Below are 6,135 nucleotides of genomic sequence, written 5' to 3'. Positions count from 1 at the left end.
GTGGCGGGCGAGGAGGTCCGCGTCGGCCAGGAGGTCCCGGGTGGGGGCATCGGCGACGATGCGCCCCGCGTCGAGGATCACCGAACGGTCGCAGAGCTCCAGCGCGTACGGCAGGTCGTGGGTGACCATCAGCAGGGTCACCGGCAGGCCGCGCAGGATCTCGGCCAGCTCGCGCCGGGCCGCCGGGTCGAGGTTCGACGACGGCTCGTCGAGCACCAGGATCTCCGGGTGCATGGCGAGCACCGTGGCCACCGCCACCCGGCGGCGCTGCCCGAAGGAGAGGTGGTGCGGCGCCCGGTCCCGGTGATCGCTCATCCCCACCGCGGCGAGCGCCTCGTCCACCCGGGCGGCCAGTTCCGCCCCGCGCAGCCCCAGGTTGGCCGGGCCGAACGCCACGTCCTCGGCGACCGTCGGCAGGAAGAGCTGGTCGTCCGGGTCCTGGAAGACGATGCCCACCCGGCGGCGCACCTCGGCGAGGGTGGCCCGGTCCTGGGCCACCGCGAGACCGCCCACTCGCACGCTGCCCTCGGTCGGGGTAAGGATGCCGTTGAGGTGCAGCACCAGCGTCGTCTTGCCGGCACCGTTCGGCCCGAGCAGCGCCACCCGGTCACCCCTGGGCACGGTCAGGTCGACCCCGTGCAGGGCGACGTGCCCGTCCGGGTACGCGTACCGGACGCCACGGACGTCCAGGCTGGGAACAGTCGGCTGCACGACTCCGATCATGTCAGCACGACGGCGGTGGCGGCGATGGTGGCCGCCAGGACCGGCACGGTGGACGCCACCAGCCACTGCCCGGCCGTCGCCGCGCCCGTCCCCTGCCACACCGCCGGCATACGCCCGGTGTAGCCGCGCGACACCATCGCCAGGTACACCCGCTCACCCCGCTCGAAGGCGCGCAGGAAGAGCGCCCCCACGCCCGCGGCGAAGCCGCGCAGCTGCCACAGGAAACGCGGGTCGTCGCCGCGGGAGACCCGGGCCACCCGCATCCGGCGGGCCTCGCCGACCAGCACGTCCAGGTAGCGCAGCATGAACGTGGCGATCTGGGTGAGGATCTGCGGGCAGCGCAGCCGGTCCAGGCCGAGGATCAGGTCGCGGATCGTCGTGGTCGCGGCCAGCAGCAGCGACGCGAGCACACCCAGGGTGCCCTTCGCGATGATGTTCCAGGCCCCGAGCAGGCCGTCGGAGGAGAGGCGCAGCCCGAGCACGTCGATCCGTTCACCGGCGCCGAGGAACGGCAGTGCGACCGCGAAGAGTACGAACGGCAGCTCGATCGTCGCCCGGCTGAGCAGCCAACCCGGCCCGACCCGGGCCAGCGCCGCCACGACCGCGACCAGCAGGGCGTACCCGCCGAAGGCCCAGAACGCCTCGCGGGGGGTGGCGACCACGGCGAGGGTGAAGACCACCATCGCCGCGATCTTGACCTCGGGCGGGAGCCGGTGCACCGGTGAGGCGGACTCCCGGTACAGCACGTGCGCGTGCCCGGCGCCCATCGTCGTACCCCCTAGCTGCCGGCGCCGGCGGTGGTGCGCTCCCGGTCGGCGGCGTCGGCCGCCTCCGCTGCCCGGCGGCGGACCAGCCAGAACCCGCCGCCGGCCACGGCGAAGGTCAGCAGCACGCCGATCACGCCGGACAGCCCGGTGGAGAGGAAGTCGTTGTCGACGCCCGCCACGCCGTAGTCGGCCAGCGGGCCGCCGACCTCGTGCTCCTTCTCCTGCTGCGCCGGGCAGCTGCCGCCGGTGATGTTGTCGTCGGCGTCGAAGGTGCAGCCCTCCCGCAGCGACGAGTCCAGCCCGTCGGGGTGCGCGGAGGCGAAGTTGCTCACCACCCCGGCCAGCAGCAGGGCGACCAGCAGCCCGCCGACGAGGAACCCCCAGGAACGCGTCTTCACCGGACACCTCCGACAGCCGGGACGGGCGCCGGCGCGGCCGGCTTCAGGGCGCGCAGCGCGTACACCAGATCGGGCCGCGCCTTCGCGACGGTGACCACGGTGGTGGCGGTGATCAGGCCCTCGCCGATGCCGATCAGCAGGTGGACGCCGGCCATGGTGCCGGCCAGGCCGGCGAGGTTGCCGCCCAGGTCGGTGGTGCCGCCGAGCTGGTACTGCAGCACGAAGCCCATGGCCGCGACGACCACGCTGACCAGGGCGGAGACGAACGCGGTCACGGCGAGGCCGGTGGGGGTGCGCGGCAGCACCCGCAGCAGCAGCGCGATCAGCAGGTACGCCGCCGCGGTGCCGAGGACAGCCATGTTGGTGATGTTGAGCCCGAGCATGGCCACCCCGCCGTCACCGAAGACCAGCGCCTGCACGACCAGCACCACGGCCACGCAGAGCGCGCCGACCCAGGGGCCGACCAGCATCGCGGCGAGCGCCCCGCCGAGCAGGTGCCCGCTGACCCCGGCGGTGAAGATCGGGAAGTTGAGCATCTGCACCGCGAAGATGAACGCGGCGACCAGGCCGGCCATCGGGGCGAGCCGGTCGTCCAGGTCACGCCGGCCGCGCAGGACGCAGACCGTCATCGCGGCCAGCGCGATCGCCGCGAACACCGCGGCGACGGGACCGTCGATGATCCCGTTCGAGATGTGCATCGCCAGGGTTTCCACGTGACCTCCACGCGTCGGCGGGCCCGTCCACGCCGGCGGGGGTCAGCCTATTTCCTGCACCTAACTGTTGCCAATATCTGGCAACAAGCCATGGTCTTGATCACGGTGGACGCGGCGCCCGGCCGGCCACGGACCCGGTCGGCCCGGCGCCGCCCGCCGGTGCCCCGACACGGCCCGGCGACCACGATCGGTGCGGCGCGGCCGGCGGTAGGGTCGTGCCATGACCGCGCCCGACCGCCTCTCCCCCGGCGACCCCGCACCGGAGTTCACCCTCCCCACCGACACCGGGGAGACGCTCTCCCTGACCGACCTGCGCGGCCGCAAGGTCGTGCTCTACGCCTACCCGGCGGCGATGACGCCCGGCTGCACCAAGCAGGCCTGCGACTTCCGCGACTCGCTCGCCTCGTTGCAGGCGGCCGGCTACGAGGTGGTCGGCATCTCGCCGGACAAGCCGGCGAAGCTGGCCACGTTCCGCGAGCGCGACGCGATCACCTTCCCGCTGGTCGCGGACACCGACAAGACGGTGCTGACCGCGTACGGCGCGTACGGCGAGAAGCAGATGTACGGCCGGACGGTGACCGGCGTGATCCGCTCGACCTTCGTCATCGACGAGGACGGGAAGATTGAGCGGGCGCTCTACAACGTCAAGGCCACCGGCCACGTCGCCAAGCTCCGCCGGGATCTCGGCCTGGACTGAGACGCTCTAGACTCAGCGGGTCAGCGGGAGTGGCGTAACGGCAGCCGCGGTAGGTTTAGGTCCTATTGTCCGAAAGGACGTGGGGGTTCGAATCCCCCCTCCCGCACTTCGCAATGGCGACCGCCGTGTCAGGAGCGTCACGATCGCGGGCCAGCGCCGCACCCGGCGGGCCAGGATGACGACGTGAGGCTGCGCTTCGTCCTCGATCCCGAGCTGACCTCCGAGCTGCGCGAGCAGATCGTCGCGCTCTGGGTCGACGTCACCAACGCCGGCGGGGCGGTCGGCTTCGTGCCACCGGTCACCGCCGGGGACGTCCGGGCCACCGCCGACCCGACCTTCACCGGGATCGCCGACGGCCCGGACCGGCTGCTGCTGGGGTACGCCGGCGACCGGCTCGTCGCCGCGCTGATCCTCTGCGACAACCGGTTCAACCTGAAGACGCACTGGTGCGTGCTGAAGCGGGTGATGGTGCACCCGGACACCCAGGGCCAGGGGTACGGGGCCGCCCTGATGCGCGAGGCCGAGCGGCTCGGCCGGGAGCTGGGCCGGGAGGCGCTGCACGTGACCGTGCGGGACGGCCTCGGGTTGGACCGGTTCTACCGGGGCCTCGGTTACCGCGAGATCGGGCGGCTGCCCGGCGCGCTGCGGGTCGCCCCCGGCGACGACCGCGACGAGATCCTGATGTGGCGGGACCTGACCGACGGGAAGCCCGCCGAGGGCTGAGCCACCAGGCCGCCGGACGCGAAGCCACCCAGGCCGGCGACGGCTGGGCCGGGCCGTCGGCTCAGGCGGCGACGCGGCGCTCGCGCAGCAGGCGGGTGGCGGTGGCGCTCAGCTGCCACAGCGGTTCGGCGGTCTGCGGCCGGCTGCGCAGCGCCTCCTCCAGGCGGACCCGCCACCGGCCGGCCTCGACCAGGAACAGGTCATTGTCGGTCGTCCACCACAGCCGGTCGCGGGTCTCCCGCAGGGCCTGCTCGCAGTCGGGCCCGAGCAGGTCACCCAGCTTGGCGGTGAGCCAGTCGAAGAGATCGTCGTCGGGCACCGCCCCGACGAGCACGCGGGCGGTGTCCCACGCCACGCGGGGATGATGGATCACCGGCATCTCGACTCCTCTGTCGACGTGACACCTTCGGTCATCATCGATCCCGGTGGCGTTCCCGACAAGCCCTGGTGGTCGCACGGATGCGCAGGTCGACCGGTGGGGCGGGCGCCGGTCCCGCCGGTCAGCCGCCGACGGTGACCCGGTCCCCCACGGTCACCGTGCCCGGCCGCTGCGGAACGAGGTGGAGTCCGAAGAGGAGCTTGCGCCCCACGTTGCGGTGCCGGGCCAGGGTACGCAGCGGCTCCTTGCCGCGTACCCCCGTCTCCTGGTCGGTGGTGGTGACCACGCAGCGGTCGCACGACCCGGCGGCGCGCAGGCGGACCCCGCCGACGCGCACCGGCCGCCCGGCCCAGGCGTCCTCCGCCCAGGCCGGTGCGCCGTCGACGACCAGGTTGGGGCGGAAACGGTTCATCGGCACCGGCTCCTCGCCAGCGTCGGTGAGCCAACCATTGAGCGCGGCGAGGGAGGCGGTGCTGGTCAGCAGCAGCGGATAGGCGTCGGCGAAGCTGACCTGGTCGCCGGTGTCGTGCTCGCGCTCACCGGCGGCGATGTGCCGGGCGGGCTGGGCGAGCCAGACCAGGCGTACCGGGCGGTCCAGCAACGCGCTGATCCAGGCGTCCGCCGCCGGGCCGGCGGGGAGCGCGGGGACCGGCAGCTTGCGGTTCCGGAAGGTCCGCACCCGGACCGCCTCGGCCGCGGACGACGGCTCGGGCACGTCCAGGTCGGGGCGGCCGGCGGCGCGCAGCAGCAGGCCGCCGTCGCGGGCCACCGCGTGCAGCCCGACCAGGCCGCCGGCCTCCCGCTGGGTGACGCCGACGCCGTCGGCGTCGACCACCATCCAGCGCCGGTCGCCGGCCAGCCCCCAGGGCAGCACCCGGGCGTCTTCGTGGTCGAGCCGGTGACAACCCTTGACCGGGTACGTGTGGATCGCGATCAGCTGCACCCGGTCACCATGCCACGCCGATACCGTCCCCCGGATACCAGTGGTTGGCCGGGGTCTCCCGGTAGGCGAGGAACCGGCGGCCGGTGCGTTCCGCGTGTTCGGCGAGGACGTTGGTGGCGGTGACGTTGTCGGTGAGCAGGATCGCGCCGGGGGCGAGCTTCGTCTCGACGGCCTCGAACTCGCGCTTCTCGTGGGCCCGGCTGTGGTCGCTGTCGTGCAGGAAAAGGTCGACCGGCCGGTCCAGCGCGGCGATGGAGGCGATCGAGTCGCCGATGACCAGGTCGACCACCTCGGACCAGGGCGCGGTGCGGGCCAGATAGCCGGCCTCGGGGTTGATGTCCAGCGAGGTGACCCGCCCGGGGTGCCCCTCGGCCGCGTTGCGCAGCAGGGCGGCGGCGAGCACGCAGCTGCCGAGTCCCTTGTCGACGCCGGTCTCCACGACGTGCGTCGGCCGGGTGGCCCGGACGATGGCGTACCAGCCGATCCGGCGGGCGTACCGCACGCGCTTGTCGGCCAGGCCACGGCGGGCGGCGCCGGCGATGGCCGTCTCGATGTGCCGGCGCAGCTTGTCGTCCGACTCGATCTCGTCGAGGTACCCGCGGACCTGCTTGACGGGCAGGTCGCAGACCACGCTGACGAACCACGCGAGGTGGTGCCGGCTCAGCTTGGTCAGCTCGTACGTGTAGTTGTGGTGCTCCCGGGAGGTGACCAGCCAGCGGGCCGAGGTGCGGAGCACCTTGGCGTCGTGGCGGGCGACCCGGGCCAGCCGCTTGGGGAAGGCGGCGACGGGGG

General features: G+C 73.4%; 9 protein-coding genes and 1 tRNA gene. 3 read left to right on the top strand and 7 right to left on the bottom strand.

Annotation, left to right across the window (positions count from 1 at the left end; all coding sequences use genetic code 11):
- The 4 genes from C1I99_RS28030 to C1I99_RS28015 all read right to left on the bottom strand — a co-directional run.
- Window positions 1–723: energy-coupling factor ABC transporter ATP-binding protein (locus C1I99_RS28030; protein WP_111137212.1), on the bottom strand; the 723-nt coding region annotated here is incomplete at its 3' end.
- A complete protein-coding gene (gene cbiQ, locus C1I99_RS28025; protein ID WP_111137211.1) occupies window positions 720–1,490 on the bottom strand; it encodes a cobalt ECF transporter T component CbiQ in 771 nt (256 codons plus the stop codon). The genes C1I99_RS28030 and cbiQ, both read right to left, overlap by 4 nt.
- An 11-nt stretch (window positions 1,491–1,501) precedes the next feature.
- Window positions 1,502–1,888, bottom strand: a complete 387-nt coding sequence (locus tag C1I99_RS28020; protein WP_111137210.1) for a PDGLE domain-containing protein — start codon at window positions 1,886–1,888, stop codon at window positions 1,502–1,504.
- Complete coding sequence (locus C1I99_RS28015) at window positions 1,885–2,601, bottom strand: energy-coupling factor ABC transporter permease (protein ID WP_111137209.1); 717 nt, start codon at window positions 2,599–2,601, stop codon at window positions 1,885–1,887. The genes C1I99_RS28020 and C1I99_RS28015 overlap by 4 nt, the downstream gene beginning before the upstream one ends.
- Window positions 2,602–2,821: 220 nt before the next feature.
- Here C1I99_RS28015 and bcp point away from each other — a divergent pair, with 220 nt between their 5' ends.
- From bcp to C1I99_RS28000, 3 genes are all read left to right on the top strand, one after another.
- Window positions 2,822–3,298 (top strand): thioredoxin-dependent thiol peroxidase, encoded by a 477-nt coding sequence (bcp, locus tag C1I99_RS28010; protein WP_111137208.1) that lies wholly within the window; start codon window positions 2,822–2,824, stop codon window positions 3,296–3,298.
- Between the two features lie 23 nt (window positions 3,299–3,321).
- A tRNA-Leu gene (locus C1I99_RS28005) sits at window positions 3,322–3,404 on the top strand.
- Window positions 3,405–3,481: 77 nt separating this feature from the next.
- The gene (locus tag C1I99_RS28000) at window positions 3,482–4,021 is read left to right on the top strand and encodes a GNAT family N-acetyltransferase (RefSeq protein ID WP_111137207.1); all 540 of its coding nucleotides are present in this window, start codon (window positions 3,482–3,484) and stop codon (window positions 4,019–4,021) included.
- Between the two features lie 61 nt (window positions 4,022–4,082).
- Here C1I99_RS28000 and C1I99_RS27995 read toward each other — a convergent pair whose 3' ends face one another.
- The 3 genes from C1I99_RS27995 to C1I99_RS27985 all read right to left on the bottom strand — a co-directional run.
- Window positions 4,083–4,400 carry a hypothetical protein gene (locus C1I99_RS27995; protein ID WP_111137206.1) on the bottom strand — a complete coding sequence of 106 codons (318 nt, stop codon included), beginning with the start codon at window positions 4,398–4,400 and terminating at the stop codon, window positions 4,083–4,085.
- Between the two features lie 121 nt (window positions 4,401–4,521).
- The gene (locus C1I99_RS27990; RefSeq protein ID WP_111137205.1) at window positions 4,522–5,343 is read right to left on the bottom strand and encodes an MOSC domain-containing protein; all 822 of its coding nucleotides are present in this window, start codon (window positions 5,341–5,343) and stop codon (window positions 4,522–4,524) included.
- Between the two features lie 4 nt (window positions 5,344–5,347).
- Window positions 5,348–6,135 (bottom strand): class I SAM-dependent methyltransferase (locus C1I99_RS27985; RefSeq protein ID WP_111137204.1); only part of this gene is annotated, 788 nt, incomplete at its 5' end.

This window comes from Micromonospora deserti (assembly GCF_003236335.1).
Lineage (GTDB): Bacteria > Actinomycetota > Actinomycetes > Mycobacteriales > Micromonosporaceae > Micromonospora > Micromonospora deserti.
This window is presented reverse-complemented; position numbering and strand designations above follow the sequence as displayed.

Bases quoted from the DNA above. Each gene is read 5' to 3' on its own strand.
- cbiQ (WP_111137211.1), bottom strand. From the start codon at position 1,490: ATGGGCGCCGGGCACGCGCACGTGCTGTACCGGGAGTCCGCCTCACCG.
- bcp (WP_111137208.1), top strand. From the start codon at position 2,822: ATGACCGCGCCCGACCGCCTCTCCCCCGGCGACCCCGCACCGGAGTTC.
- C1I99_RS27995 (WP_111137206.1), bottom strand. From the start codon at position 4,400: ATGCCGGTGATCCATCATCCCCGCGTGGCGTGGGACACCGCCCGCGTG.